Consider the following 23840-nt stretch of genomic DNA (forward strand, 5'->3'; position numbering starts at 1 on the left):
CGCGCGGAGTCAGACCAGGATGCGGCAGCCGTGCAGGCGGTCCGCGGCCTCGGCGGCGAGCAGGATCCGGCGGGCCGGGCGGTAGCGGCCCTCCCGCAGCGTGCGGGCCTTGTCCGGGTCGTGCCCGGCCAGCGCGGCGCTGGCGGCGAGGTCGTGGCTGTTGACGACGAGCTTCACCAGGCGGCCGAGCGGATGGGTGGCCGCGCGCCGGATCAGGCCGGACATGTACGGCTCGCCGGGGCGCCGGGTGACCGCGTCGACGGCCTCGACGACGACCTCCGGCACCCCCAGGAGGCGCAGCCGGTCGAGGTCGTAGCGGCGGACCGGGTCCGGGTGGTCGCGGGTGCTCTCGACGATGTCGCGGAGCAGGCCGGCCATCTCCGCGTCCCGTCCGTACGGCCTGAGCAGCTCGGCGACGGGGCGCAGGTGGGCGAGGTAGTGGTCGCGGCCGTGCTCGTCGAGCTGCCCGTCGTGGGCATCCAACGCCAGCAGGTGCGCGTCGGGAACGGTGAAACCCACGGCTCCGAGGCTAGGCCAAGGCCAGGCCCTCCACGGGGAGCCCGGCCGGGCCGGACCGGGCGGCTCAGGCCATGTCGAGGGCGATCTTGTACTGGCCGGCCCGCGGCTGGATCGCCGCGGCGAAGGCCCGCTGCACGTCGCCGGCCCGGTGGACGTCGGTCACGTAGACCTCCCGGAGAGCGGGGTGCGCGGCGAGGTAGCTCCCGGCGTCCCGCAGCACCCGGCGCCGCTCCAGCGTGACCCCGGCGCGCAGCGTGAGGTTCTTCCGCAGGAACGTCAACATGTCCACCGGGTAGACCGGGTCGTCGGGGATCCCGAAGTAGAGGATCTCCCCGCCGAAGGCGACGCTGTCGACGCAGTCCTTGAGCGTGGTCACCTGGTGACCCACCGCCTCGACGACCAGGCTGGGACGGTCGGTCTCGCCGAGGGTCGCCGACCACAGGTTGGCGCTGGCCGTGACGGTCTCGTCCACGCCGAACACGTCGGCGTGCCGGCTGCGGTCGATCCGGTCGATCCCGATGACGTGGCCGGCCCCGCGCTGCTTGAGCACGTGGCTGAACAGCAGCCCGATCGGGCCCTGGCCGATGACGGCCACGGTCCGGCCGCGCACGTCGCCGAGCTGCTCCACCGCGTAGAGCACGCAGGCCAGCGGCTGCAGCATGACCGCGGTGGTGGGCGCCAGCGTCGTGTCGTAGCCGGTCAGCCCTTCGCCGTCGCTGACCACGAGCTCGGCGATCCCGTCGAATGCGGAGGCCCAGCCGACGACCAGGTCGCCGGGGGAGTGCGCCGGGTGCCTGCTCGCCACCACCTCGCCGACGAGCTCGTGCAGGGGGAAGCCGGGGGCGGGCGCCGCCCACGTGCCCCGGTTGGCGGCGTGCAGGAACGGTGCGCCCTTGAAGAAGGGCAGATCGCTGCCGCAGATGCCGCCGGCTCTCGCGGCGAGGAGCACCTGCCCCTCGACGAGCTGCTCGGGGCGGGGGGCCTCGATCTCGACCTCCCGGAAGGTGAGCGGTCCGTCCAGCACCTGGGCCCACATGTCAGTCGTCTCCCGTTCCGTTCAGCTGCTTTCCGCAGAGTGTCTCCCGGCGGCCGGCATCCGCGCGGGCGGGCGCCATGGGTGCGCTCGCGGGCACCCGCTGCCAGAGTGAGGCGATGAGCCAGACACCGATCAGCCGCTTCCCGATCCGGCCACCGGGCGAGCTGCCGGCCGACCTCGCCGAGCGCTACGCGGAGGTGGCCGACCGGTCGGGCTTCCTGCCCAACATCTTCGCGGCGCTGGCGTGGCGGCCGGACGAGGCGCGGGCGTTCTTCGCGATGCACGACGCCCTGATGGAGAAGGAGACGCCGGGGCTGTCGAAGGCCGACCGCGAGCTGATCGTGGTCGCGACCAGCGCCGGCAACGACTGCCTGTACTGCGTCGTCGCGCACGGTGCGGTGGCGCGCATCCGCGCCCGCGATCCCTACATCGCCGACCAGGTCGCCGTCGACTGGCGCAAGGCGCCGCTGTCGCCGCGGATGCACGCCGTGCTCACCGTGGCGACCCGCCTGGCCGCCGATCCGGCCGGCGTCACCGCCGAGGACCTGACCGGCCTGGCCGGGCACGGGCTCACCGAGGACGACGTCTGGGACGTCGGCATGATCACGTCGTTCTTCGCGCTCTCCAACCGACTGGCGCACTTCGCCGCGCTCGCGCCCAACCCCGAGTTCTTCCTCATGGGGCGGCTGCCACGGGGCACCGAGGGCGCCGCCGGGCGGCCATGACGGATCCCACACCGGTCCCCAGGTCGCCGCACTGCGTCCCGGTGCCGGGTCGCCCGTGCCGGCGCCGGCCGCGGTACGAAGGGCCTGGGCGCCGGTAGGGCAGTCCTTTCCCAGGACGGGCATCGACCTCCGACGGCCGGGGTAGCCGAGCTGACGCGGTACTCCAGCAGACGTCCAGGAAAGGGATCAGCGATGACCACGAAGGCCGAGAAGTCGATCCAGGTCGACGTACCGGTGTCCACGGCCTACAACCAGTGGACCCAGTTCGAGGACTTCCCCCACTTCATGGGCGGGGTCGAGGAAGTCCACCAGCACAGTGACCGGAGCCTGCACTGGGTCGCCGAGATCGCCGGCATCCGTCGCGAGTGGGAAGCCACGATCATCGAACAGGTGCCCGACCAGAAGATCGCCTGGGCGGCGAAGGAGGGCGCCACCAACGCCGGCGCCGTGCGGTTCGAGCCGGTCGGCCTGGGGTCCACCGTGGTGCACCTCTCCCTGGAGTACGAGCCGGAAGGTCTCGTCGAGAAGGTCGGCGACAAGCTGGGGGTCGTGGAACGGCAGGTCGAATCCGACCTCCAGCGGTTCAAGGCGCTCGTGGAGAGCGAGGGCTACGCCTCCGGCGGATGGCGCGGCACGATCAGCCCGGGCCAGGACGTCGGCACCCCCGGGGCCAACGCCGCCTTCGCCTCCCGGGGCGACAGCGGCAAGGCCGGGGTCTCCGGCAAGGCCGTCGCCGCGGGGGCGGCCGCCGTGGCCGGTGTGGCGGCCGCTGCGGCCGGTGCAGCCGCTGCCGCCTCCTCCAAGAGCGGCCAGGGGGAGACCCAGGAGCGCACCGTGCAGCCTCAGGAGACGGTCGCGGTGGTTCCGCAGCCGTCGGCGGGCGTGGCGCGGGACGAGGTCGTGGTCGACGAGTCGGACCCGGCCGGCTACACCACGCGGACCTCCACGGAAGGCGTCGAGCGAGGGACCGGCGACCCCGGCGACGACCCCATGATCGGCGGCGGGAGCCGCTGAGCCACCTGGTCGGTGGGGGGCCGGAGTGCCCTCCACCGACCGCGGGATCGTCTGCCCCACCGGCCGGCCCGCGGGCCGCGGCTGCCCCGCCCGGTCGTGAGCTCGCTGTCCCGCCGGCGGCAGGATGGCCAAGGCCGGCGCCCGGGGTCGGCGGGGGACGGGGCCGGCGTCATCCACCGGCGGCGGACGTAGGGTCCGGGGATGGCGATCAGCGAGATGGACCTGCGGCGGCGGTGGTCGGAGGGGCAGCCGTGCCACGGCCTCTGGAGCATGCTGCCCGGCGCCGTGACCGGCGAGATCCTGGCGCGGACCGGCGCCGACTTCGTCGTCGTCGACCTGCAGCACGGTGCCCGGTCCGAGGCCGAGCTGCCGGGGGTGGCGGCGGCGATCACCGCGGCGGGCTCGGTGCCGCTCGTCCGGACCCGCAGCGCGCTGTTCCCCGATGTGGGCCGGCCGCTGGACCTCGGCGCCCGGGGCGTCATCGTGCCGAACGTCCGGGACGCCGAGCACGCCCGGGAGGTCGTCGCCTGCTGCAGGTACGCGCCCGGCGGCGGTCGGTCGATCGGCCGGCTCGTCGGCGGCACCGAGGGCCCGCTCACGATCGTGATGGTCGAGACGGCGACCGCTCTGGAGGACCTCGACGCCGTCCTGGCCGTGGACGGAGTCGACGGGGTGTTCGTCGGCCCCGGCGACCTGGGGCTGGCGCTCGGGCTGACCGGCGCGGACCGGCGGGCGGAGCTGCGCGGTGTGCTCTCGTCGATCATCGTTCGGGCCGGCGCCGCCGGCGTGCCGGTGGGCGTGTATGCGCGCAGTGGCGAGGAAGCCGCCGGCTACGCGGCCGAGGGGGCGACGATCGTCACCGCCGGGGCGGACGCCGCCACCCTGGGGGAGGCCATGGCGCGGCACCTCGGGGTCGCGCGCGACCGCCCGGAGCCGGAGCGCTCCTGACCGGGCGCCGGCCCCGCGCATACCTCAGCTGGTGCAGCCGTCCGGTCCGCAGACGGCGCCGTCGCTCGCCACCGAGATCAGCGGGGAGCGCTCCGACCACGCCCGCTCGAGCACCTGGAGCAACGCGTCGGCCGACTGGGCCCCGTTGACGCCGTACTTCCGGTCGACCACGAAGAAGGGCACCCCGCTGATGCCCAGCGCGGCCGCCTCGGCCTCGTCGCCCCGGACCGCACCGGCGTAGCGCTGCTCCTCGAGCGCCGCGCGCACCTCGTCGGCGTCCAGACCGGCGTCGGCGGCCAGCCGGACCAACGTCTCGCGGTCGCCGACGGCCTCGCCCTCGCTGAAGTAGGCGGTCAGCAGCCGCTCCTTCACCGCGTCCTGGATCCCCCGCTCGGCCGCCAGGTGGATCACCTGGTGGGCGTCGAAGGTGTTGGCGCGCACCGCCCGGTCGAACCGGAAGTCCAGCCCCTCGGCGGCGGCCTGCTGGGTCATGTGGTCGGTCATCTGCTGGGCGCCGGCGACCGAGGTGCCGTACTTGCGGGCCAGCCGCTCGGCGTAGGCGGTCGGCGACGCCTCGTCCCCGGCAGCAGCCGACGGCGCGCCCGGGTCGAGCTCGAACGCCTTCCACTCCACCTCGACCGCGTCCCGGTGGGGGAATCGCGCCAGGGCTGCCTCGAAGCGGCGCTTGCCGATGTGGCACCAGGGACAGACGACGTCGGACCAGATCTCCACCTTCACGACCGGGGCAACCACGGCGGCCGGCGGCGGCATTCCCGCGCGTTGTGGAGCGCGACGGCCCTGCGCGGACCGGCAGGGGTTAGCATTGGACCAGCACCGTTCATCGGCAGACGGCGCTCGTCCGGCGACGACGCCCCGTGTGCGCTCGTCGCCCCGGCCATCGACCGGCCGCTCCGGGTTCCTCCCGGAGGGCGGGCCGCCTCGCCCAGGGGCGTGGACCTCTCGGAGCTCCAGGCGCGCAATCGCGGCTGAAGCACCCGGCCCGCTGCCCGTGACGTCCGTCGCCCGCGACCGCGGGACGGTGCGCAGCACTCTGCCCGGCTCCCGTGCCGGGCATCCGGAGGAGGAGTCCGTGGCTCGACCAGGGCAGCGCCAGGGGCGCAGCCGCCGCACCGCCCCGCGCAACGAGCGGCGCGTCCGCGGCGGTGACGACGTCATGTCGGTGATCGCCCGCGCGGTCCGCGAGGTCGAGGCCGCCGCGGAGCGCGGCCGGGTGACGCCCGCGGTGCGCACGAGGTTCCAGGTCGTCGCCCTGCTGCTGCGCGAGGAGCGCGAGCGGGTGCAGGCCGACGAGAGCGTCAGCACCGCCTCCCGTGCCGAGCAGCTCAAGCGGCTGGACGGGATCGCGACGACGCTGGCGAGGACCGCCGTGCGCGACTCCGGGCTGCTCGCCCTGCTGAGCGAGGACGCCGTCGTCTCCACCACCGCCCGGTCGATGAAGCGGGAGATGCTGGCGGCCCACGGGATCGAGCCGGCGCCCGAGGAGGAGCCGCCGCCGCCGGCGCCCGCCGTCTTCTCCGCCGCTCCTCAGCGCCGGGTCGTGCCCCAGTCGGTCATCTCCCGGCAGCTGGCCAACCCGTTCCTCGCCCCCGACTTCTCCGCCGCCCCGCCGCCCCAGGCTCGTCCGCGCAGGCTGGTCGGCTGGGAGCTCCTCGATCCGCTGCTGAACTCGTTCGAGCGCGCCGGCGGTGGGGACGCGGCGTGCATGCCGCTCCCGGTGCCGTCGTCCTCGCGTGCGGCGGGCGGCCGGGAACTCATGCCGCACCAGGCGCAGGTGGTGGCAGCCGCCGCGGCCGGTCACCGGACCTTCCTGCTCGCCGACGAGCCGGGTCTCGGCAAGACGGCGCAGGCGCTGCTGGCCGCGGAGGCGGCGGACGCCTACCCGCTGCTCGTGGTGGTGCCGAGCGTGGTCAAGACGAACTGGGCGCGCGAGGCGGGCATCTGGACGCCGCACCGCGCGGCCACCGTCATCCACGGCAACGGGGAGACCATCGACGGGTTCGCCGACATCGTCGTCGTCAACTACGAAGTGCTCGACCGCCACGTGGGCTGGTTCGGCGACTTCGGCTTCCGCGGCATGGTCGTCGACGAGGCGCACTTCATCAAGAACAAGACCTCGCAGCGCTCGCAGCACGTCCTGGAGCTGTCCGACCGCATCCGGTCGCGGTTCCCGCGTCCGTTGCTGATGGCTCTCACCGGCACCCCGCTGATCAACGACATCGACGACTTCCTGGCCATCTGGCAGTTCCTGGGCTGGATCGACGAGAGCAAGCCGCTCGGCGACCTGATGAACGTGCTGGAGGACACCGGGCTGACGCCGGCCGACCCGGGCTTCTACCCGGCCGCCCGCAGGTGCGTGATCGACCAGGGCATCGTCCGCCGCCGCAAGGTGGACGTCGCCGCCGACATCCCCGCCCGTCGCATCGCCGACCTCCCCGTCGAGCTCGACGACAAGGCCGGCCGCTCGATCCGGGCGGCGGAGCAGGAGCTGGCCCGCCGGCTGGTGAAGCGGTACCAGAGCGCGCTGGCCGCCCGCGAGTCCGCGGACGTGGTGGAGGAGATCGACGTCGACCTGGTGCGCAAGGTGGCCCGCTGGGAGCTGAAGGACGCGACCGCGTCGGCCACCGGCGAGAACGTGTTCAGCATGATGCGGCGGATCGGGCAGGCGAAGGCCGGTCCGGCCGCCGACTACGCCGCGCAGCTCGCCCGCAGCGCGGGCAAGGTGGTGTTCTTCGCCAAGCACGTCGACGTCATGGATGCCGCCGAGGAGTCGTTCAGCCGGCAGGGGATCGGCTTCTCGTCGATCCGGGGCGACCAGACGCCGTCGGCGCGGCAGAAGCAGATCGACGCGTTCGTCAACGATCCCGACGTCGCCGTCGCGGTCTGCTCGCTCACCGCGGCCGGCGTGGGGCTCAACCTCCAGGTCGCGTCCAACATCGTGCTCGCCGAGCTGTCCTGGACCGACGCCGAGCAGACCCAGGCCATCGACCGCAGCCACCGCATCGGTCAGACGGAACCGGTCACCGCGTGGCGGATCATCGCCGCGCAGACCCTCGACTCCCGGATCGCCGAGCTGATCGACAGCAAGGCGGGGCTCGCCGCCCGGGCGCTCGACGGGTCGGACGAGGAGATGTCGTCGTCGGCCGACGTGCAGCACGAGGCGCTCGTCGCGCTGCTGACCGACGCGTTGTCGGCGTCGTCGTAGCGACGGGCTGTCAGGTGGCGTCGGCGCTCGGCTGGGGCCCATCGGACGTGGCCTGAGGGCTCCAGTCGGGGCGGCGCAGCGGGAGCGGGTCGTCACGCGCCCCCGGCTTCACCGCGAGGACCTGGTTCACGCCGGTCCGATGCCGTTCGAAGGCCAGGGCCGATGCCGCCAGGTAGAGCCGCCACACCCGGGCCCGCCCCGGGGAGGAGGACCGGACCGCCTCGTCCCAGTGCTGCTCCAGATTGCGTACCCAGGCGCGGCAGGTGAGCGCGTAGTGCCGGCGGAGGGTCTCGACGTCGCAGACCTCGAAGCCCGTCTCCTCGAGCACCCGGACGTGGGTGGCCAGCGGTTGCAGCTCGCCGTCGGGGAAGACGTACCGCGTGAGGAACGACCGAGGATCGGGGCGGTCGGGACCAGCCGAGGGGCCGCGCGCGATCGCCTGGTTGAGCAGCCGGCCACCGGGGCGCAGCAGGGCGTGGAGCCTGGCGGCGTAGGCCGGCAACTGGGCGAGCCCCACGTGCTCGGCCATCCCGATCGAGGAGATCGCGTCGAAGGGCCCGTCGACGACCTCGCGGTAGTCCTGCAGCCGGACCTCGACGCGGTCGGCGAGCCCGGCCTCGGCGTTGCGCCGGCGGGCCAGGTCGGCCTGGGCCTCCGAGATGGTCACGGCGACCACCGAGACGCCGTACCGGGACGCCGCGTGCAGGGCCAGCGAGCCCCAGCCGCTGCCGACGTCGAGCAGCCGCATCCCCGGCTGCAGCCCGAGCTTGCGGCAGACCAGGTCGAGCTTGGCCTCCTGCGCCTGCTCCAGCGTCGCATCGGGGTCGGGGAAGTACGCGCAGCTGTAGACCAGCGACGGGCCCAGCAACAGCCGGTAGAAGTCGTTGCCGACGTCGTAGTGGTGGCTGATGGCCTCCCGGTCGCGGCGCAGCGAGTGCCGGATCCCGCGCACGCGGGCCTCCTCCGGCGGTGGTGCGGGGGGCGGCCCGAGGACCCCCAGGCGCAGCAGCGGGCGAGTCAGCCGGGCCAGCGCGCGTCGATCCAGGCGCAGCTCCGGGCGGGCGGGCAGCCGGTCCGGGAAGCTCAGCGCCGCGTAGATGTCCCCCTCGACGTCGAGATCCCCGCTGACGTAGGCACGGGCCAACCCCAGTTCCCCGGGGGCGTGGACCAGGCGGCGGAGGGCCCGCGGGTGGCGGACGACGAGGGTGGGCGCCCCGTCGACGACCGTCCGGGAGCCGTCCCAGCACCGGACGGACATCGGGAGCGGTGCACCCAGCAGGAGCCGGGCGAGGTCGCCCACCAACTCGGCGGCGCGCGGTGGAGTCACCCGGCAACCCTGGCACAGGGGTGCTGGCGGGCGGGCGTCGTCGCGCGCCCGGATCGGTCCCTCCGGATGCCGGCCGCGTACGGCTGCCCGGTCAGCCGTACGCCGCGACCGTCCGGTCCAGGAAGTCGTTGCGAAACGCGCTGCGTGGGTCGGAGCGGCGGACCAGCGCCCGGAAGTCCCGCATCTTCGGGTACACGCGCTGGAGTTCGTCCGCGTCGGTCGTGAAGAGCTTGCCCCAGTGCGGGCGGGCCCCGTACGGGCGCAGCGCTGCCTCGATCCTCGGGAGCAGCGCACGCACCGCAGCCTCGTCGGGGAGCCAGGTGAAGTGCAGCGCCAGGACGTCGGCGCCGTAGGCGGGACTCAACCACAGGTCGTCCGCGGCCACGGTGCGCAGCTCGCTGACCTGCAGAAGAGGCGCGATCCGGGGGCCGAGCGAGCGCAGCGCGTCACAGACCTCCTGCACGTACCGACGGGGGACGAAGTACTCGGTCTGCAGCTCGTTCCCGTTGCTCGGCGTGAACCCGCTGCGGAAGTGGGGAAGCCGTTCGTGCCACTCGCCCGGGACACCGAGTTGCTCGGTCAGGTTCTCGACCGGGGTGTTCTTCAGCATGTGGGTCGGCACGGTCGCTGCGCGGGCCCCGAAGAACTCCTCCGGGGCGACGTCGAGCTCGTCGGTGCGCGACTTGACCCAGACCTGGGTGACCTCGTGCCAATCGGTGAACACGCTCACGCTGTAGGCCGCGTCGGTCACGGCCTGGAAGTCGGTGACGAGCCGGTCCCAGGTCAGCCCGACGTAGACGTTGTTGCGGACCTGGAAGGCCGGCCGGAATCGCAGGCCGATCCGGGTCACGACACCGAGGGCACCCAGGTGGACGACGGCTCCGGCGAAGTCCGGGTCCTCGGGCGTCAGCGTGGTGGTCGCACCGTCGGACCGGACCACGTCCAGACCCACCACGGACGTGCTGAGCGAGCCGTTCCGGTTCCCCGATCCATGGGTGCCGGTGGCGGTCGCGCCCGCGACGGTGATGTGCGGGAGGGAGGCGAGGTTGTGCAGGCCGTAGCCGCGCGCCGCCAGACCGGGGACCAGGTGGCTGTAGGTCATCCCCGCCGGGATCCACGCGGTGCCGCCGTCCCCATCGGGGGCGGCGTCGATCTCGACGTCGGAAGCCAGGCCGTCGAGGACCACGAGGTCTCCGGTGGTGTCGGCGATGTCGTCGAAGCAGTGCCGCGAGCCGAGGACCTTGACCCGCTCGCTCCTCGCCACGACGTCCTGGAGTTCGGCGATGCTCGTCGGTCGGTGCAGCCGCGCCGCCCGGTAGGCGACGTTGCCCGCCCAGTTGGCCGTCGGCCGCATCGCCGCCACGGCCTCGGACGCCCTCTCCTGCATGCCGGCTCGTGCTCCTCGTTCCGGGCACGGATCTCCGCGCCATCCGTCGTGGTCCCTGCTCCTGGTGTCCGATTCCTGCGCGATCGTGACCTCCGTACCACCGCCGGCGCTGGAGCGCCGCGCGGTGCACGGGTCAGCGCGCCAGGAAGTGCACGCCGAGCCATACCCACGCGGCCAGGACGGCCAGCCTTCCGGGCGCGGTGCGCATGGCGGCGGCCGTGGCCTCGGCCGCAGTCGCCGGGCCGGTCCCACGGCGGGCGCGGACCTCGACGACCACAGCGACCACGACCAGGGCCGCGAAGACGGCGATGCTCGTCCCGGTGCCGGTCACGACGACTCCGTCCGGCGCCGGGGGCGGGCGACCAGCCAGGCGCCGACCGCCAGCCAGCCGAGCGTGGCCGACCCCCGCACGGCGGGGGAGGCGAGCAGGGGATCGGCCAGGTCGCTGACCGTCGGCAGGGCGTCGGCGGCCAACGTCACCAGCTCCCACCCGAGGACGGCAGCGAGCCAGCCGAGCCAGGGCAGCCCCCGCCGACCGACGGGGCAGGCGGCCTCGCCGGAGTGCCGGGCGACTCCCACGGCGGCCACGACGGCGCCGGTGAGCCCGACGGCGACCAGCGCGACGGTGGACAGCTCACCTCCGACGACGACGCCGGTGATGCAGGCGACCGCCACCGCTGCGGACGTGAGCCGGCGCGCGTAGGGGGAACAGTCCACCCGTGCATGCTCGTCGCTCCGGACGCCGGAAGGTCGTCCTCCTCACCGCTGCGCTGGTCCCGGTGCTGCTCGCCTGGAACAACGTCGTCGTCCCGCGACTGCCCGGCTACCCGGAGTCCTACGTGCCGGCCAACGTGGCGGCGACGGCCCTGGTCCTGGCGGCCGCCAGGGGCTCGGGCCTGTCCTGGGCCGAGCTCGGCCTGCACCGCCGGGGCCTCGGGGCGGGGCTGCGGTGGGGCGGGGCCTGCGCCGCCCTGGTGGCGGCCGGGCTGGTCGCCGGCCTCGCGCTCCCGGCGACCCGCCCACTGTTCGCCGACGCCCGCGCCGCCGGAACCGACGGCGGCGAGCTGGCCTACCAGACGCTGGTCCGCATCCCCCTCGGCACCGTCGTCTGGGAGGAGGTGGCGTTCCGCGGCGTCCTGCTCGCCGGCCTGGCGCGGCTGCTGCCGCTGCGGGCGGCGGTCGGGGTGTCGGCCGTCGTCTTCGGGCTGTGGCACGTCCGACCCACGCTGAGCGCGGCCGCGGCCAACGACCTGTCCGACGGTCTCCTGGGACCGGTCGTGGCGGTGGCCGTCGGCTGCCTGGTCACCGCGGCTGCCGGGGTGCTGTTCGCCTGGCTGCGGCTGCGCAGCGGGAGCCTGCTGGCGCCGCTGCTCCTGCACCTGGCGACCAACACCCTGGGCCTGGTCGCCGCCGCGGCGGCCCACCGGCTGGGGTGAGCAGCCGCTGGACCGTCGTCAGTCACCGGGGTAGGGCGGCGTGCTGTCCGCCACGACCGCGCCCCGGTCGCCCGGGGGCCGCTCCGGCCCGACGGTGGAGTCGCACGCCGTCTGGCGCTCGGTCTCCGCGTTCACCGCTGCCCCGAGGAAGACCAGGGTGACCGTCGTCCAGAGCCAGAACATGCTGATCGCCACCCCGGCGAGCGAGCCGTAGGTCGACTGGTAGTTGCCCAGGTTCTGCACGTAGGTGAAGAAGCCCAGGGTGGTGGCCAGCCAGGCGGCCGTCGCGAGCACCGAGCCGACCGAGATCCACCGCCACTGCGCCTGCGTGCGGTCGGGGGCGAACCGGTAGAGCACGGCGAGGGCCACGGTCATGAGGGCTGCCACCGCCACCCACGACGCCACGGAGGCGGCGGCTCGGACTGGACCGGGGGCACCTGCGAGCGCACCCGCGAGAACGGTCGCCACGGTGATCAGACCGGCGAGCACCACGGCGCCACCGAGGACGAAGAGCAGGGCCAGCCCGCTGCGGCGCAGCAAGCTGCGCGTCTCCGTCTGGTGGTAGGCGATCCCCACACCGTCGATGAGGTAGGTCATCGCGGTCGTCGCCGTCCACAGGGCCACGAGCAGGCCGGTGAGCCCGCGCCAGGTCAGCACCTGCGCCGAGGCGGCGGTGATCGTGGTGAGCTGGTCGGCCACGACCCGCTCGAGGTCAGGGGGCAGCATCTCCGCGACCTCCGACAGCTGCCGGTGCGCCGATTCCGGGGTGTTGACGACGCCGTAGATCGACAGCGCCGTCGCCAGCACCGGGGCGACGGACAGGACGGCGAAGAACGCCACCCCGGCGCTCTGCACCGTCAGGCGCTCGTCGAGCAGCTGGCGGGCGACCCGCCGCAGCACGTACCGCCAGCCGGCGGGAGGGATCCCCCGGGGCGAGTCCGCGTCCTCCCCCTCGGTCCTCTCCCCGCGGCCTCCCGTGCCGGCCGGGGGCCGGTCGTCCCGGGCCACCGCCATAGCACATCCCACCCCCGGCAGCGGGGCGCCGCAACGCAACCCGGCGTGCGGGGGCAGGTCGCGATCGGGTGACGTTGCCCGCTGACCGTGTAACCCGGCGCCGGACCGGGCAGGCATCCACCCGTGATGTACCGCGCCGCCGCCGCCGTCCCGTTCGACGACCCGGATCGGGTGACCGCGGGGCTCCGCGGGCAGCTGCGCGTGATGGCCGCCGCCGCAGGGGCCGACCCGGACTGGTCGACGCTGCGGGTGCAGGGGCCGGTCCGACGGGGCGCGCACCGGGGCACGGGGTTGTCCGAGTGGACGGCGACCGTGGTGGTCACCGGGGCCTCCCCGGCGCTGGACGACCGGTGGATCGATGCGCTCGGGCCGACCGTTCCGCGGCGGATGGCTGCGACCGCCGAGATGACCTCCCCGCTGGTCGACCGCTGAACCGGCCCCGCCTCACGGAGACCGGTGGCAGGACTGCGATCTGATCGCCGGGCCCCGGAGCCGGTGCCGCGGATGTCCTGCCGGGCCGCACGCGGGTTGGCAGGATGCCTCCCATGGCCGCGACAGGAATGCCGGGCGAGGGCGGCCGCACGGCGTTCGTCCTCGGCGGCGGCGGGGTGCTCGGCGCCGCCGAAGTCGGGATGCTCAGTGCCCTGCTCGAGCGCGGGATCAGGCCGGACGTGATCGTGGGCACCTCGGTGGGCGCGATCAACGGTGCGCTCGTCGCGGCCGATCCGACCCCCTCCGGGGTGGACCGGTTGCGTGCGGTGTGGGCGGAGCTGACCTCCGAGGGCGTCTTCGCCGGATCGGTGCTGACCCGCGCGCGGACGCTGGTGCGCACCCGCACCCACCTGCATGCGCGCGAGCCGCTGCGGGAGCTGCTGACGGCGCACCTACCGGTGCGGACCTTCGCCGAGCTGACCGTGCCGTTCCAGTGCGTCGCGGCCAGCATCGAGCGGGCCGCCGAGCACTGGTTCGACCACGGCGACCTGGTGGAGGCGGTGCTGGCGTCCTGCGCGGTCCCCGGGCTGCTGCCCCCGGTGGAGCTCGACGGCGAGCACTACCTGGACGGTGGGCTGGTGCACAGCATCCCGGTCGGCCGGGCGGTGGCGCTCGGTGCCGACACGATCTACGTGCTGCACGTCGGCCGGATCGACCGCCCGCTGCGTCCGCCGGCCCGGCCGTGGGAAGTCGCGACGGTCGCCTTCGAGATCGCTCGGCGGCACCGGTTCGCCGCCGACCTCGCCGCGTTGCCGGCCGGCGTCACGCTGCACGTCCTGCCGTCGGGGAACGCGGGCCCGGCCGGCGCCGGGGACCTGCGGGACCTGCGCTACCGCGACTTCTCCGCCGTGCCGGGGCGGATCGACCGGGCGCACGTGGCGGCCGGCGACTACCTCGACCGGTCCGGCGCGTCCGAGGGCGGGACCTGAGGTGCTCCCGCCCCGGCGGGTGCGCCGGCTCACCGGACCGCTGCTCATCGGTGCGCTGGCGGCCGCGGTGATCCTGCTGCCGGTGCTCGTGGTCGTGGCGGCGATCGTCTCGGCGTGGTTGCCGGGACGCTGGCGCGCACTGCGGCTGCTGTGCTTCGCGCTCGTGTACCTCGGGATCGAGCTGGCCGGGCTCGTGGCCGCGGGGGCTCTCTGGGTGCTCAGCGGCTTCGGTCGCCGGCTGGCCGCTCCGAGGTTCCGTGCGGCGCACTACACCGTGCTGCGGCTGCTGCTCGACGTGCTCATGCGGGCTGCGCAGCGATTGTTCGTCCTGGAGCTGGTCACCGACGGGGAATCCTGGTCACCGCTGGACGACGGGCAGCCCGGCTCCACCGACGCCATGGTGGTGCTGTCCCGGCACGCCGGTCCGGGTGACTCGTTCCTGCTCGTCCACACGCTCATGAACCGGGACCACCTGCGGCAGCCGCGGATCGTGCTCAAGGACGTGCTGCAGTTCGATCCGCTCATCGACGTCTACCTCAACCGGCTGCCCAACCACTTCGTCAGCCCCGGTGGGCCGGCCGGATCCAGCTCCGCGGAGGCGATCGCGGAGCTCGCCCGCGACCTGGGGGAGGAGGACGCCCTGCTGATCTTCCCGGAGGGCGCCAACTTCACCCCGGGGCGCCGGGTCAGGGCCATCCAGCGGTTGCGCGACCGCGGGCTGCTGCGCGCGGTGCGCCGGGCCGAGGTGATGCGGCACGTCCTGCCGCCGCGTCCGGCCGGGGTCACGGCGGCGCTGGGGGCGGCTCCGCACGCCGACGTCGTCTTCGTCGCGCACACCGGGCTGGAGCACCTGGACACGTTCCGGGACGTGTGGCGGAGCCTGCCGATGGACAAGACGCTGCACCTGCGCTGGTGGTTCGTCGCGTCGGCCGACGTGCCGCGTGACGCCAGCGAGCAGACCGAATGGCTCTACCGGTGGTGGCAGACCATCGACGAGTGGATCGAGGCCACGCGACGGCAGGAGTCGGCGGAGGGCGGCGGCGGGTGACGGGGCGGCCGGCGGCCGGCGGGCCGCACGGAAAGGGCCCGCGGTGGGCAGGACGGTGCCGAGGGTGGCGCGCACGAGGAGCGGCCCGACCGGGTCGATGACGGCCCCGTGCAGGCGGACGAAGGGGGGGGGAACCCCGCCGGGCAGGATCGCGTCGTCCTCCACCAGGGCAGCAGTCATCCCCGTCCGCGAGCCTCGCGCGCCAGTCGCCGCGCCTCCCGCAACGGCCAGGGTGTTCGTGCGCCCCGGGTACCGGCGAGGAGCAGTGCTGCCGCCACCTCCCCGGTCGTGCGCCAGGCGGCGTGGGCGACGACCGGCCGGACACCGGTGGCAGTCCGCACCCGGCGCGCGACCTCGACGCCGTCGAGGACCAGCGCCGCCGTATCCCCGCGCACGGGCCCGGGCACGGGCCCCGTCGCGCTCAGCGGCCGGTCGGTGAGGCCGATGCTCGGGAGGCCGAGCACGGCCCCCAGGTGGAGTGCCAGGCCTGCGTGCCGCGGATGATCCCGCCCGGCGGCAGCGAGCAGGACGACGTCGGGGCGCCGGCCGAGCGCCTCCAGGGCGGTGACCAGCAGCGGCCCGTCACGGGCGGACCGCAGGGTGGGGAGGTAGGGCCCGTGCACCGCCCCGGCGACGGCCTGTGCGGCCAGCATGCGGCGACCGCGCACGAGGACCGCGCCGGCCCAGGCCCGGCCGCCCTCGTCCGGATCGTGGACGACGGCGGCGGCCGCCAGGTCGTGGGGCGACGTGCCCGGATGCCAGGGCGGCGGCCGGAGCAGCCCGAGCCGCCGCTGCAGGTCCTGCAGCTCCTCGGCATCCGCCGGCCACCACCCGCCGGCGGTGCGCGACATCTCGCCATGATCGGCCACTGCCGGCGTGGCAGCATCCGGGGGCATGGACGCTCCTGCGCCGCACCGCTTCACCGCCCACGTGATCGAGGAGGCCGACAACAAGATCCACGAAGACGGTGTCGCCCGGCGGTTCGGCTTCTCCGGCGCGCTGGTGCCCGGGGTCGAGCTGTTCGCCCGCACCACCACGCCGCTGGTGGCGACGTGGGGGGAGGAGTGGCTGTCCGGCGGACGGGTCGACCTGCGCTTCCGCCGGCCGGTGTACGACGGCGAGGAGCTGCTCGTCGACCTGACCGACGGCCGGCTGGCCGTCACCGGCCCGGACGGGGAGGTGCGCTGCCTGGGCTCGGCCGGTCGCACGGTGGACCGGCCTCTCCTCGCCGGCTTCGCGGAAGCGCCGGGCCCCGCCGAGCTGGTGGCGGACCCGGTGGTCGGGCCGTTCGGCAGCGTCCACGAGACCGGCACCGTCGAGGAGAACGAGTGGTACCTCGACGCGATCGGCGAGCCCCTGCCGCTGTATCGGGAGAACGCGTGGGCACATCCCGGTCTGCTGCTGCGCCTGGTCAACACGTTGCTCATGCGCAACGTCGCCCTCGGGCCGTGGATCCACACCTCGAGCGACTGCCGGTTCCTCGGTGTCGCCCGATTGCCCGCGCGGATGACGGTGCACGGGCGCGTCACCGACGTCGGCCGGCGGGGCCGGCACGAGGAAGTCCGCTACGACGCACTGGTCCTGGCCGACGCCGAGCCGGTGTTGCACGTCCGGCACACCGCGCTCTACCGGCTCTCCGGTGCGGCCTGACCTCGGCCGGCCCTAAACTGCTCGGCACACCGGTGCCGGAGGCGCTCGACCAGCCGGCCGGCATCCGTGGGGGCGGAGTCGTCGACGAACGGCGGCACGGGCTTCTCCGCGACGGCGACCTTGCCCGTCGACGGACGCGCGACAGCGTGGCACCAGCCGTCCCTGTGCTGCCTCCTCGGCCGTGCAGTACACGCACGGTGCGCCGGCGGCCCTGATCCACGGGTGGCTGGTGCACGTCATGGGCGCCGACGACGCCCTCCCCGAAGGCCGCCTGCATGGGCGGCCCCTGGCCGGCGCCTACGCCGACGAGGCCACCGTGGTGGCGAGGGAACCCCGGCGGCTTGATTCCGGGGGGGCGAAGGCGCAACCTCTGCGGCATGACGCCAGGCGGCACGACGTTCGGAACCGTCGTCCGGTGGGACGGGGAGCGCAGCGGTGCGGTGATCGAGGCTCCCGACCTGCCGGGTGGGTGCTGGGCCGACGCCGCCGCGATCGTGCGCAGCACCTCCGGATCCGGTGAGCTCCGGGCCGGTCAGATCGTCGAGCTGGACTGGGCAGAGCCGGGCGCGGAGGGGCTGCCGTTCCGCGCGCTGCGCGTGGCCCCGCGGGACGACCTGCAGCAGACCGTCGGCGGCTGAGTCCGGCCGCGGGGGAGGGCGACCGTGGTGGGTCACCGGCGAGCCGATCGACCGGCGACGGGTCGATTCCCGCCCCCGGTGGTTGAGCGTTCTCTCACACTGACGCAGCGGAGCTGGCAGGCCGGCCGCCGGCGGGGGATGCTCGAGGGGTGCGGAGGAGTGTTGTGTTGACGCGTCGTCGCGCCGTCGACCTCCTGCGCACGGCCAGCCTGCTGTAGCCCGGAGCCGTCGAGCCCGCGCGGACCACCCGCGCGACGCGCTGCCTGCGGCGCGTCGCCGGTCCTCCGACCGTGGCTCGTCGCCGCCCGTGCCACCCGCTGCCGAGCCACCCCGAGGTCCCCGTGATCGAGCTGTCCGACGTCCGCAAGGTCTTCCCCGCACGCCGCGGGGCGGCCGAGGTGGTCGCCGTCGACGGCGTGAGCCTGTCGGTCGCTGACGGCGAGTTCGCCGGTGTCGTCGGTCCCAGCGGATCGGGCAAGAGCACGCTGGCCCGCCTGGTGAACCTGCTGGAGCGGCCGACGTCGGGCCGGGTGGCGGTCGACGGCCAGGTGCTCACCGACCTCGACGCCGACGGCGTGCGCCGCGCCCGCCGCACCGTCGGCATGGTCTTCCAGCACTTCAACCTGCTCGACTCGCGCACCGCCGCCGGCAACGTCGAGCACCCGCTGGAGCTGGCCGGCATCGGCCGGGCCGAACGCCGTCGCCGGGTGGCCGAGCTGCTGGACCTGGTCGGACTGGGGGATCGGCACGCCTCCCGGCCGGCGCAGCTCTCCGGTGGTCAGAAGCAGCGCGTCGCCATCGCCCGCGCACTGGCCGCGCGGCCGAAGGTGCTGCTCTGCGACGAGGCCACCAGTGCGCTGGACCCCACGAGCACCGCCGGCGTGCTCGACCTGCTGCGGCAGCTGCGCACCGAGCTCGGCCTCACCGTCCTGCTCATCACGCACGAGATGGCCGTCGTCCGGGCGGTGTGCGACAGCGCGGTGCTGCTGGACCGCGGCCGTGTCGTCGACGGCGGCCCGCTGACCGAGGTGCTCACCCGTCCGCACTCTGCGCTGGCCGCCCAGCTGCTGCCGGCCCCGCCCGTCGCCGGGGCGACCGGGAACCTGGTGCGGGTCACCCTCACCGAGTCAGCGCCGGAGGGCCGGGTGCTGCGCACCCTCGCCGGCGACCTGGGGCTGGACGTCGAGGTCGCGGGTGGCTCGGTGGAGACCGTGGCCGGTCGGCGCTTCGGCCGCCTGCTGCTGTCGGTGACCGGCGACGACGGCCGGCTGGACGCCGCCCTGGAGCAGCTGCGGGCGGGCGGATCGCTGGTCGAACGCGCCACCCCCGGCGACGAGCCACCGCCCTGGCAGGAGCAGGAGGAGCCGGCTCCCGAGTCCGACCGCGAGCCGGACGAGCCCCGGTTCCTCGATGCCCCCGACGTGCAGCGATGAACTGGGACCGCATCGGCCCGCAGCTGGCCGAGGCGACCTGGGAGACGCTCTACATGGTCGGCGTCAGCACGCTGCTGACCGTGCTGATCGGCGTCCCGCTCGGCGTGCTGCTCACGATCACCGCGCCCGGCGCGCTCTCCCCGAGCCCGGCGGTGCACCGAATCCTCGGACTGCTGGTCAACCTGGGCCGGTCGCTGCCGTTCATCATCCTGCTGGTGCTGGTCGCCCCGGTGACCCGCGGCATCGTGGGGACGACGATCGGCTCCACGGCGACGATCGTGCCGCTCACCATCGGCGCCGTCCCGTTCCTCGCCCGCCTGGTGGAGACGAGCCTGCGCGAGGTCGGGCACGGCAAGGTCGAGGCGACGCTGGCCATGGGCGCCCGACGCCGCGACGTCGTCCGGACCGTGCTGCTGCCCGAGGCACTGCCGTCCCTCGTCGCCGGCGTCACCGTCACCGTCGTCGCACTGGTCAGCTACTCGGCCATGGCCGGCGCCATCGGCGGCGGCGGCCTGGGCGACTTCGCCATCCGCTACGGCTACCAGCAGTTCCGCACCGACATCACCGTGGCCACCGTCGTCCTGCTGCTCGTCCTCGTCCAGCTGCTGCAGTGGGCCGGCGACCGCTGGGCGCGTCGGCTCGCGCACGCCTGACCACCCGCACCACCGGAACCCACCGCAAGGAGAAACACGCGCATGCTCCGCTCCACCCGTTCCACCCGTTCCACCCGTTCCACCCGTTCCACCCTGGCCGCCGTCGCCACCGCCACCCTGCTCGGCCTCACCGCCTGCGGGGGCGGCGAGGCCGAGCTGTCGGCCGCCGACGAGCCGCTGCGGGTCGGCGCCTCCCCGGTGCCGCACGCCGAGATCCTGCGGTTCGTCGACGAGGAGCTCGCTGACGAGGCGGGGCTGGACCTGGAGATCGTCGAGTTCACCGACTACGTGCAGCCGAACGTCGCCCTCGACGACGGCTCGCTGGACGCCAACTACTTCCAGACGGTGCCCTATCTCGAGGAACAGGAGGCCAGCGCGGGCTACGACTTCACCGCTCTCGAGCCGGTGCACATCGAGCCGCTGGGCCTCTACTCCGAGTCGCTCACCGACCTGGCCGACCTGCCCGACGGCGCCACGGTCGCGATCCCGAACGACCCGGCCAACGCCGCCCGGGCGCTGCGCCTGCTCGAGGCCAACGACCTGATCACCCTGGCCGACACCGGGGACGCCGCCCCGACCGCATTCGACATCGACACCAACCCGAAGAACCTGGAGATCGAGCAGATCGAGGCCGCCCAGCTGCCCCGCTCGCTGGCCGACGTCGACGCCGCGGTGATCAACGGCAACTACGCCATCGACGCCGACCTCTCGCCGGCCGAGGACGCGCTCGCGCTCGAGGAGGCCGAGGGCAACCCGAACGCGAACCTGCTGGTGGTCCGCAGCGGGGACGAGGACGCCGAGCGGATCGTGCAGCTCGAGGAGCTGCTGCACTCCGACGAGGTCCGTCAGTTCATCGAGGAGAACTACTCCGGCGCCGTCCTGCCGGCGTTCTGAGCCGGCTTCCCAGCCACGGGCCCGGGCGAGTACGCGGCTGGGGCCCCTGGTGCGGCGCGTCCGGGGAGCCGGATGGGCGGGGCGAGCAGCAGGGCCTGACGGGTGCCGGGGACGACGGATCGGTCGCACAGCCGGCTCGTCGTGACCCCGAGTGCGACCCGGACATGAACGCCGAGGAATGCGGGTAGGGCCTCTCCCTTCGATCCGAGGAGGAAATCGCCATGGGACTCGTGTCCGGACTCATCAAGTTCAACCTGCTCAAGCGACTGTTCAGCCGTTTCAGCGGCCGCCGCCACATCTAGGCGCTCACGGGGCCGGCCGGGTCCGGCCGGTTCCCTGAGCACCAGCAGACCGGGGTGGCGGCGCAGCCGTCGCCCGGTTCTGCGCCGGCCATGGCCCAGGGGCCCTACCGGCGCGGTCGGCGGGCTGGTCGAGGACTCCGAGCACCGGACGGCCGACAACGCCGGACCGTTGCGGGACGGGGTGGGCCGCGGCTCCAGGAGGTATCCGACGACGCGACCCGCAGCTACGTCCGGGACCGGGTCGCCGCGGTACCGGACCGGGAGGTCGGCTGGGGCGGGTGTGGACGAGGGCCACGGGGCGTCGTCACGGCACCGGACGCAGCCGAGCCCTGGTCCGGACACGTCGGTCGTTGGTTCCGTCGGCGACGACGGGCACACTGCCGGTGTGATGGACGGCGGCCACGCGGCGACGGAGCCCGACACCGAACCCGGTATCGCGCTCCCCGCACCGGGCGACACCTCCGAAGGCCGGCCGGAGGTGGGCGCGCCGCTGCTCGTTCCCGGCGAGACCTGCTGGCGGATCGAGCGGGCCACCCGCTTCGCGATCTTCGTCGACGCAGCCGGCTACTTCGCCACCCTCAAGCGCGCGGTGCTGCGCGCCGAGCGGCGGGTGCTGTTCATCGGCTGGGACTTCGATCCGCGGATCCGGCTCGACCCGCTCGACGGTGGCCGGCCGGAGGAGGACCGGCTCGGCGCCGTGCTCGAACACGCGGTGACGGCCAACCCGGAGCTGGAGATCGGTGTCCTCCAGTGGGACCTCGGCATGCTGCGTGCGCTCGGCCGCGGTCTGCAGCCGATCGTGCTGCTCGACCGGCGTACGCCCGACCGGCTCACCTTCGCGGTCGACACGCACCACCCGGTGGGCGGTGCGCACCACCAGAAGATCGTGGTCATCGACGACTGCCTGACCTTCGCCGGCGGCATCGACGTCACCGCCGACCGCTGGGACACCTCCGACCACGCCGACGACAACCCGCACCGGCGTCGACCGGCGGCCCGAGGCGCCGAGGGCCGGCTGACCGGGCCGTGGCACGACGCGACCAGCATCATGGCCGGGCGCGCCGCCCGCGCGGTCGCCGAGCTCGCCCGCGAACGGTGGGAGAGCAGCACGGGGGAGCGGCTGGAGCCCGTCCACCGTGAGCAGGAGTGCTGGCCCGAGGAGGTCGAGCCCCTGCTCACCGACGTCGACGTCGCGATCTCCCGCACCCGACCGGAGCACGGCGGCACGTCCCTGGTGCACGAGGTGGAGCTGCTGTGGCTGGCTGCGGTCGCCGCGGCCCGGCGCTCGATCTACGTGGAGAGCCAGTACTTCGCCAGCCGCCGGATCGCCGAGGCGATCGCCGAGCGGTTGCGCGAGCCCGACGGCCCCGACGTCGTCGTCATCAACCCGGAGACCGCCGACGGCTGGCTCTCGGAGAAGGCGATGGGCACCGCGCGGGCCCGGGTGCTGGAGATCGTCCGCGAGGCCGACGTGCACGACCGGTTCCGGCTCTACACGCCGGTGACGGAGCAGCGCGAGCACATCTACGTGCACGCCAAGGTGACCGTGGTCGACGACCGCCTGCTGCGCATCGGCTCCAGCAACGTGAACAACCGCTCGATGGGCCTGGACACCGAGTGCGACCTGGCGATCGAGATGGTGGAGGGACGGCTGGGGGCCGACCGGCTCGCCGCGACCATCGTCGGTTTCCGCGACCGCCTGCTCGCCGAGCACCTCGGCTGCACGCCGGACGACGTCGCCACGGCGATCACCGACACCGGCTCGCTCGTGCAGGGAATCGAGCGGCTGCGCCGGCCGGCCGGTCGCTCGCTGGTGCCCTTCGAGCCGCCCGAGCTCGGTCCGGCCGACCGGGCGCTCGCCGAGTCCGAGGTCATGGACCCGGAGAAGACGCCGAACCGGTGGCGCCGGGTCGAGCGGTTCTTCGCCCGTCGCCGGCGACCGCGGAACCGGGTGCGCCCCTGACGCGGGGGCCGGCGTCGTCGCACCCCGGTCGTCGACACGGGCGGCGTGGCGCCCGTGGACAGTGTCGGTGACCGACGCCTCGCGCCGCGTGGCGCTCGAGGTGACCGAGGTGACCTCGGACCCGCGGTCCACGGGCTGAGGGCGATCAGGTCACGGGTCACGCGGCTGGGGCAGACCTCGACGGGCGAACACCCGGAAGGGGCTGCCTTCGGGCATCAGATCATCGCCGGTAGGCCACGCAGCCGATGCGGCCGCAGGTAGACCATGCTGCTGGCCGGGTCGATGTCCGCGAAGCTGGTGATCGGCCGATCCTCCGGGGGGTCTGCCCGGACTGGTGGAGCAGCTGCACATGGGTGCTGTCCCGCTGCCCAGCCGCACCGGGACCCGGCGCCCAGACGGTTCGGCGTACGGCACGTGCTCGGGTGGGTGGGGATCGAAGTCGGACTGCCCGGACGGCGCGGAGCCGAACGGCGCGCGGCCAATTGGCCAGAGCCATGTCGCCTCGCCATCCGTCCGGGTGGCGCTGAGCGCGGGCGCCGGCCAGCTCCGCGAGCTGGTCGCGCCGGTCCGTGCCCGGTGTCGGTTTCCCTCGCCGCGGACCGGGGGTAGCGGGAGAAGATGAGCGTTGAACAGAACACCTCGACCCAGGAGCAGGCCGCAGCTCTGCTGAACAGCGGCGACATCGACGGATTCGTGGACACGTTGTTCGCGGTGGATGCCGTCGACCACGACCCGGCGCCCGGCCAGGGAGCCGGCCGGGAGGGCTACCGCACCTTCTTCCGCACCCTCACCACCGCGTTCCCGGACGCGCACCTCGAGCCGCTCGTGAACGTGGCCGACGACGACAAGATCGCGTTCGCGTACACGCTGACCGGAACCCACCAGGGGGAGTTCCAGGGAGTCGCGCCGACCGGCAAGCGGATCGAGGTGCGGGGTCTGCAGATCGGCCGGTTCGAGAACGGCCAGATCGTCGAGCGGTGGGGGAGCACCGACGAGCTCGGCATCATGCAGCAGATCGGCGCGGCTCCCGGCGGGCAGGAGAGCGTGGTGGACAAGGTGAAGAACGCAATCACCAGCTGAGTCCGCCCGGGGCAGCCACCCCCGTCCCGGGGCCCGGGGCGGGGCGGCTCCCCGGAACGGTCCGTACCTCTCCACCCGCAGTGGCGCTCGAGCTGTGCGCTCGTGGCCCGCCGTCGCGATCTGTGTCCC

24 protein-coding genes are annotated in these 23840 nt (G+C 74.2%); 15 read left to right on the forward strand and 9 right to left on the reverse strand.

Annotation, left to right across the window (positions count from 1 at the left end; genetic code table 11):
• Window positions 1-9: 9 nt before the first annotated feature.
• Window positions 10-519 carry a phosphohydrolase gene (locus QOZ86_RS10525; protein WP_284491913.1) on the reverse strand — a complete coding sequence of 170 codons (510 nt, stop codon included), beginning with the start codon at window positions 517-519 and terminating at the stop codon, window positions 10-12.
• 64 nt (window positions 520-583) lie between these two features.
• Window positions 584-1555: a zinc-binding dehydrogenase gene (locus tag QOZ86_RS10530; protein WP_284491914.1), complete on the reverse strand. Its 972-nt coding sequence runs from the start codon at window positions 1553-1555 to the stop codon at window positions 584-586.
• Window positions 1556-1671: 116 nt separating this feature from the next.
• Between QOZ86_RS10530 and QOZ86_RS10535 the strand changes: the two genes are divergently transcribed.
• From QOZ86_RS10535 to QOZ86_RS10545, 3 genes are all read left to right on the forward strand, one after another.
• On the forward strand, window positions 1672-2280 hold the full coding sequence (locus QOZ86_RS10535) for a peroxidase-related enzyme (protein WP_284491915.1): 609 nt from the start codon (window positions 1672-1674) through the stop codon (window positions 2278-2280).
• A gap of 192 nt (window positions 2281-2472) precedes the next feature.
• A complete protein-coding gene (locus QOZ86_RS10540; RefSeq protein ID WP_284491916.1) occupies window positions 2473-3294 on the forward strand; it encodes an SRPBCC family protein in 822 nt (273 codons plus the stop codon).
• Between the two features lie 201 nt (window positions 3295-3495).
• The gene (locus QOZ86_RS10545; protein ID WP_284491917.1) at window positions 3496-4242 is read left to right on the forward strand and encodes an HpcH/HpaI aldolase family protein; all 747 of its coding nucleotides are present in this window, start codon (window positions 3496-3498) and stop codon (window positions 4240-4242) included.
• A gap of 24 nt (window positions 4243-4266) precedes the next feature.
• Here the strand turns inward: QOZ86_RS10545 and QOZ86_RS10550 are convergent, their stop codons facing one another.
• A complete protein-coding gene (locus QOZ86_RS10550; RefSeq protein ID WP_284491918.1) occupies window positions 4267-4980 on the reverse strand; it encodes a DsbA family oxidoreductase in 714 nt (237 codons plus the stop codon).
• 352 nt (window positions 4981-5332) lie between these two features.
• Between QOZ86_RS10550 and QOZ86_RS10555 the strand changes: the two genes are divergently transcribed.
• Window positions 5333-7465: a DEAD/DEAH box helicase gene (locus QOZ86_RS10555; protein WP_284491919.1), complete on the forward strand. Its 2133-nt coding sequence runs from the start codon at window positions 5333-5335 to the stop codon at window positions 7463-7465.
• Between the two features lie 10 nt (window positions 7466-7475).
• On the opposite strand, the gene QOZ86_RS10560 is transcribed toward QOZ86_RS10555, so the two are convergent.
• The 4 genes from QOZ86_RS10560 to QOZ86_RS10575 form a co-directional block, all read right to left on the reverse strand.
• Window positions 7476-8792 carry an SAM-dependent methyltransferase gene (locus tag QOZ86_RS10560; RefSeq protein ID WP_284491920.1) on the reverse strand — a complete coding sequence of 439 codons (1317 nt, stop codon included), beginning with the start codon at window positions 8790-8792 and terminating at the stop codon, window positions 7476-7478.
• 91 nt (window positions 8793-8883) lie between these two features.
• Window positions 8884-10179, reverse strand: coding sequence for a D-arabinono-1,4-lactone oxidase (locus QOZ86_RS10565; protein ID WP_284491921.1), 1296 nt, complete (start codon window positions 10177-10179; stop codon window positions 8884-8886).
• Window positions 10180-10312: 133 nt separating this feature from the next.
• Complete coding sequence (locus tag QOZ86_RS10570; RefSeq protein ID WP_284491922.1) at window positions 10313-10510, reverse strand: DUF6186 family protein; 198 nt, start codon at window positions 10508-10510, stop codon at window positions 10313-10315.
• Window positions 10507-10896: a hypothetical protein gene (locus tag QOZ86_RS10575; protein ID WP_284491923.1), complete on the reverse strand. Its 390-nt coding sequence runs from the start codon at window positions 10894-10896 to the stop codon at window positions 10507-10509. The genes QOZ86_RS10570 and QOZ86_RS10575 overlap by 4 nt, the downstream gene beginning before the upstream one ends.
• A 2-nt stretch (window positions 10897-10898) precedes the next feature.
• On the opposite strand from QOZ86_RS10575, the gene QOZ86_RS10580 reads away from it, so the two are divergent.
• Window positions 10899-11615: a CPBP family intramembrane glutamic endopeptidase gene (locus tag QOZ86_RS10580; RefSeq protein ID WP_284491924.1), complete on the forward strand. Its 717-nt coding sequence runs from the start codon at window positions 10899-10901 to the stop codon at window positions 11613-11615.
• An 18-nt stretch (window positions 11616-11633) separates the two neighbouring features.
• Here QOZ86_RS10580 and QOZ86_RS10585 read toward each other — a convergent pair whose 3' ends face one another.
• Window positions 11634-12629 (reverse strand): YihY/virulence factor BrkB family protein, encoded by a 996-nt coding sequence (locus QOZ86_RS10585; protein ID WP_284491925.1) that lies wholly within the window; start codon window positions 12627-12629, stop codon window positions 11634-11636.
• 126 nt (window positions 12630-12755) lie between these two features.
• On the opposite strand from QOZ86_RS10585, the gene QOZ86_RS10590 reads away from it, so the two are divergent.
• The 3 genes from QOZ86_RS10590 to QOZ86_RS10600 all read left to right on the forward strand — a co-directional run bounded on the left by QOZ86_RS10590 (window position 12756) and on the right by QOZ86_RS10600 (window position 15098).
• Window positions 12756-13061 carry a hypothetical protein gene (locus QOZ86_RS10590; RefSeq protein WP_284491926.1) on the forward strand — a complete coding sequence of 102 codons (306 nt, stop codon included), beginning with the start codon at window positions 12756-12758 and terminating at the stop codon, window positions 13059-13061.
• Between the two features lie 113 nt (window positions 13062-13174).
• Window positions 13175-14050 carry a patatin-like phospholipase family protein gene (locus QOZ86_RS10595; protein ID WP_284491927.1) on the forward strand — a complete coding sequence of 292 codons (876 nt, stop codon included), beginning with the start codon at window positions 13175-13177 and terminating at the stop codon, window positions 14048-14050.
• 1 nt (window position 14051) lies between these two features.
• Window positions 14052-15098, forward strand: a complete 1047-nt coding sequence (locus tag QOZ86_RS10600; protein WP_284491928.1) for a lysophospholipid acyltransferase family protein — start codon at window positions 14052-14054, stop codon at window positions 15096-15098.
• Between the two features lie 176 nt (window positions 15099-15274).
• Here the strand turns inward: QOZ86_RS10600 and QOZ86_RS10605 are convergent, their stop codons facing one another.
• Window positions 15275-15994 carry an endonuclease V gene (locus tag QOZ86_RS10605; RefSeq protein WP_284491929.1) on the reverse strand — a complete coding sequence of 240 codons (720 nt, stop codon included), beginning with the start codon at window positions 15992-15994 and terminating at the stop codon, window positions 15275-15277.
• On the opposite strand from QOZ86_RS10605, the gene QOZ86_RS10610 reads away from it, so the two are divergent.
• The 7 genes from QOZ86_RS10610 to QOZ86_RS10640 all read left to right on the forward strand — a co-directional run bounded on the left by QOZ86_RS10610 (window position 15993) and on the right by QOZ86_RS10640 (window position 23711).
• On the forward strand, window positions 15993-16748 hold the full coding sequence (locus QOZ86_RS10610) for a hypothetical protein (protein ID WP_284491930.1): 756 nt from the start codon (window positions 15993-15995) through the stop codon (window positions 16746-16748). The two genes, QOZ86_RS10605 and QOZ86_RS10610, sit on opposite strands and share 2 nt — an antisense overlap.
• A gap of 377 nt (window positions 16749-17125) precedes the next feature.
• Window positions 17126-17386 carry a hypothetical protein gene (locus QOZ86_RS10615; RefSeq protein WP_284491931.1) on the forward strand — a complete coding sequence of 87 codons (261 nt, stop codon included), beginning with the start codon at window positions 17126-17128 and terminating at the stop codon, window positions 17384-17386.
• 341 nt (window positions 17387-17727) lie between these two features.
• Window positions 17728-18819 (forward strand): methionine ABC transporter ATP-binding protein, encoded by a 1092-nt coding sequence (locus tag QOZ86_RS10620; protein ID WP_284491932.1) that lies wholly within the window; start codon window positions 17728-17730, stop codon window positions 18817-18819.
• On the forward strand, window positions 18816-19472 hold the full coding sequence (locus QOZ86_RS10625; RefSeq protein ID WP_284491933.1) for a methionine ABC transporter permease: 657 nt from the start codon (window positions 18816-18818) through the stop codon (window positions 19470-19472). The genes QOZ86_RS10620 and QOZ86_RS10625 overlap by 4 nt, the downstream gene beginning before the upstream one ends.
• A 42-nt stretch (window positions 19473-19514) precedes the next feature.
• Complete coding sequence (locus QOZ86_RS10630) at window positions 19515-20366, forward strand: MetQ/NlpA family ABC transporter substrate-binding protein (RefSeq protein WP_284491934.1); 852 nt, start codon at window positions 19515-19517, stop codon at window positions 20364-20366.
• A gap of 690 nt (window positions 20367-21056) precedes the next feature.
• Window positions 21057-22631: a phospholipase D-like domain-containing protein gene (locus QOZ86_RS10635; protein ID WP_284491935.1), complete on the forward strand. Its 1575-nt coding sequence runs from the start codon at window positions 21057-21059 to the stop codon at window positions 22629-22631.
• A 618-nt stretch (window positions 22632-23249) separates the two neighbouring features.
• A complete protein-coding gene (locus tag QOZ86_RS10640) occupies window positions 23250-23711 on the forward strand; it encodes an ester cyclase (RefSeq protein WP_284491936.1) in 462 nt (153 codons plus the stop codon).
• The last annotated feature ends 129 nt before the right edge of the window (window positions 23712-23840 follow it).

The organism is Blastococcus capsensis (assembly GCF_030165005.1).
Classification (GTDB): domain Bacteria; phylum Actinomycetota; class Actinomycetes; order Mycobacteriales; family Geodermatophilaceae; genus Blastococcus; species Blastococcus capsensis.

Excerpts from the sequence above, each read along its gene's own strand:
- QOZ86_RS10610 (WP_284491930.1), top strand. The coding sequence starts at position 15,993 with ATGGACGCTCCTGCGCCGCACCGCTTCACCGCCCACGTGATCGAGGAG.
- QOZ86_RS10530 (WP_284491914.1), bottom strand. The coding sequence starts at position 1,555 with ATGTGGGCCCAGGTGCTGGACGGACCGCTCACCTTCCGGGAGGTCGAG.
- QOZ86_RS10540 (WP_284491916.1), top strand. The coding sequence starts at position 2,473 with ATGACCACGAAGGCCGAGAAGTCGATCCAGGTCGACGTACCGGTGTCC.
- QOZ86_RS10640 (WP_284491936.1), top strand. The coding sequence starts at position 23,250 with ATGAGCGTTGAACAGAACACCTCGACCCAGGAGCAGGCCGCAGCTCTG.
- QOZ86_RS10630 (WP_284491934.1), top strand. The coding sequence starts at position 19,515 with ATGCTCCGCTCCACCCGTTCCACCCGTTCCACCCGTTCCACCCGTTCC.
- QOZ86_RS10605 (WP_284491929.1), bottom strand. The coding sequence starts at position 15,994 with ATGCCCCCGGATGCTGCCACGCCGGCAGTGGCCGATCATGGCGAGATG.
- QOZ86_RS10535 (WP_284491915.1), top strand. The coding sequence starts at position 1,672 with ATGAGCCAGACACCGATCAGCCGCTTCCCGATCCGGCCACCGGGCGAG.
- QOZ86_RS10615 (WP_284491931.1), top strand. The coding sequence starts at position 17,126 with ATGACGCCAGGCGGCACGACGTTCGGAACCGTCGTCCGGTGGGACGGG.
- QOZ86_RS10635 (WP_284491935.1), top strand. The coding sequence starts at position 21,057 with ATGGACGGCGGCCACGCGGCGACGGAGCCCGACACCGAACCCGGTATC.
- QOZ86_RS10595 (WP_284491927.1), top strand. The coding sequence starts at position 13,175 with ATGGCCGCGACAGGAATGCCGGGCGAGGGCGGCCGCACGGCGTTCGTC.
- QOZ86_RS10585 (WP_284491925.1), bottom strand. The coding sequence starts at position 12,629 with ATGGCGGTGGCCCGGGACGACCGGCCCCCGGCCGGCACGGGAGGCCGC.
- QOZ86_RS10625 (WP_284491933.1), top strand. The coding sequence starts at position 18,816 with ATGAACTGGGACCGCATCGGCCCGCAGCTGGCCGAGGCGACCTGGGAG.
- QOZ86_RS10565 (WP_284491921.1), bottom strand. The coding sequence starts at position 10,179 with ATGCAGGAGAGGGCGTCCGAGGCCGTGGCGGCGATGCGGCCGACGGCC.
- QOZ86_RS10590 (WP_284491926.1), top strand. The coding sequence starts at position 12,756 with ATGTACCGCGCCGCCGCCGCCGTCCCGTTCGACGACCCGGATCGGGTG.
- QOZ86_RS10545 (WP_284491917.1), top strand. The coding sequence starts at position 3,496 with ATGGCGATCAGCGAGATGGACCTGCGGCGGCGGTGGTCGGAGGGGCAG.